The organism is Paraburkholderia humisilvae (genome assembly GCF_902859855.1).
GTDB classification, from domain to species: domain Bacteria; phylum Pseudomonadota; class Gammaproteobacteria; order Burkholderiales; family Burkholderiaceae; genus Paraburkholderia; species Paraburkholderia humisilvae.
In genome coordinates, this window is record NZ_CADIKH010000383.1 from 1 (window position 1) to 1,082 (window position 1,082).

At 67.1% G+C, this 1,082-nt stretch carries 1 protein-coding gene; it reads right to left on the reverse strand.

Features of this window, described 5'->3' with window-relative positions; genetic code table 11:
- Positions 1 to 43 precede the first annotated feature (43 nt).
- A partial coding sequence (locus HV796_RS42665; protein WP_175233607.1) for a DNA-binding protein occupies positions 44 to 1,082 on the reverse strand: 1,039 nt, incomplete at its 5' end.

The window sequence follows — 1,082 nt, forward strand, 5'->3', positions numbered from 1 at the left end:
GGCCCTTGGGGATCAACGGAACGGAAAACGCACTTAAGCGTAATCAGGCCGCCTTGCTCCGGTGTCCGCCCCGTGCGGCCGGCGCTTTTCTGAGTTCGCTGACCAGCTTGCGGGTGGTTTCGGCTTCGGTTTCTGCGCGCCCGGCGCGCAACTCGGCTTCCTGCAAGCGGGCTCGCGCGCTGTCGAGTTCACTGACCGTGGCGCGCTGCTGCGTCGCTGCGATTTCGGCCTGTTGCCGCATGCCGTCCAGATCCGCGCGCAGGGTCGCAATGGCGGCGGCATGTTCGACCGCCATGTCCTGGAGTTCGGCCCTGGCTGCTGCGAGTTGCCGCTGCAGGTCCTCACACTGCCGGTCGCTTTTCTGTCGGGCCGTGCGTTCCTGATCGATTTCGCGCAGCGCGCGCTTCTCGTGAGCCTGTTCGCGGGCATCGGCCGCGTCAGCCCGTTCGCGCGCACGCCCGATCTCGGCTCCAAGTTCGGTTTTCATTAGTGCAAGCTGGCTTGCTGCGTCGTCGAGCTGGCGACGTACTTCCTGCAGTCGCGCTTCGGTGGTGGCGTGGGCCTGTCGCTCGCTCGCAACCGCGTCACGGCTTTTGGCGAGTTCGGTGCGCTCCACCTTGAGTTCAGTCTGGATGGCCGCGCTCGCCTGATGTGCGGCTTGCGTCTCAGCGATCGCGCGATCCCGGGCCACTTCCGCTTCCTGCGCCAGGTGACGTGCCTCGGCGCGCAGCGTGGCCAGTTCGGATGCGGACGTTTCCGAGGCCGCCTGCCAGATGGTCAGCACTGCGTCGGCGGCGACCTGTTTTAGCGCCTCGGGCAGATCCGGGTGATCGATCTTCACGCGCGTGCGCTCGCGCAGGTCCTGCCAGAAGCGGTTCAGCACCTCCGCCGGGGTACTCATGCTGCCCTTGCGCACGAGGCTGTAGAGCTTGTTCGCCGTGGGCGTCACGCCGTAGCGGAAGAACAGCAGCGCGCAGGCTTCGCGGTACAGCTCGCGAGTATCGGTGCCGCGAGCGCGCAGCGCGGCGATGTCGGCCAGCAGGGCCGGCTCATCGTTCGGTGAGACGGGTGGGGTCGTCATG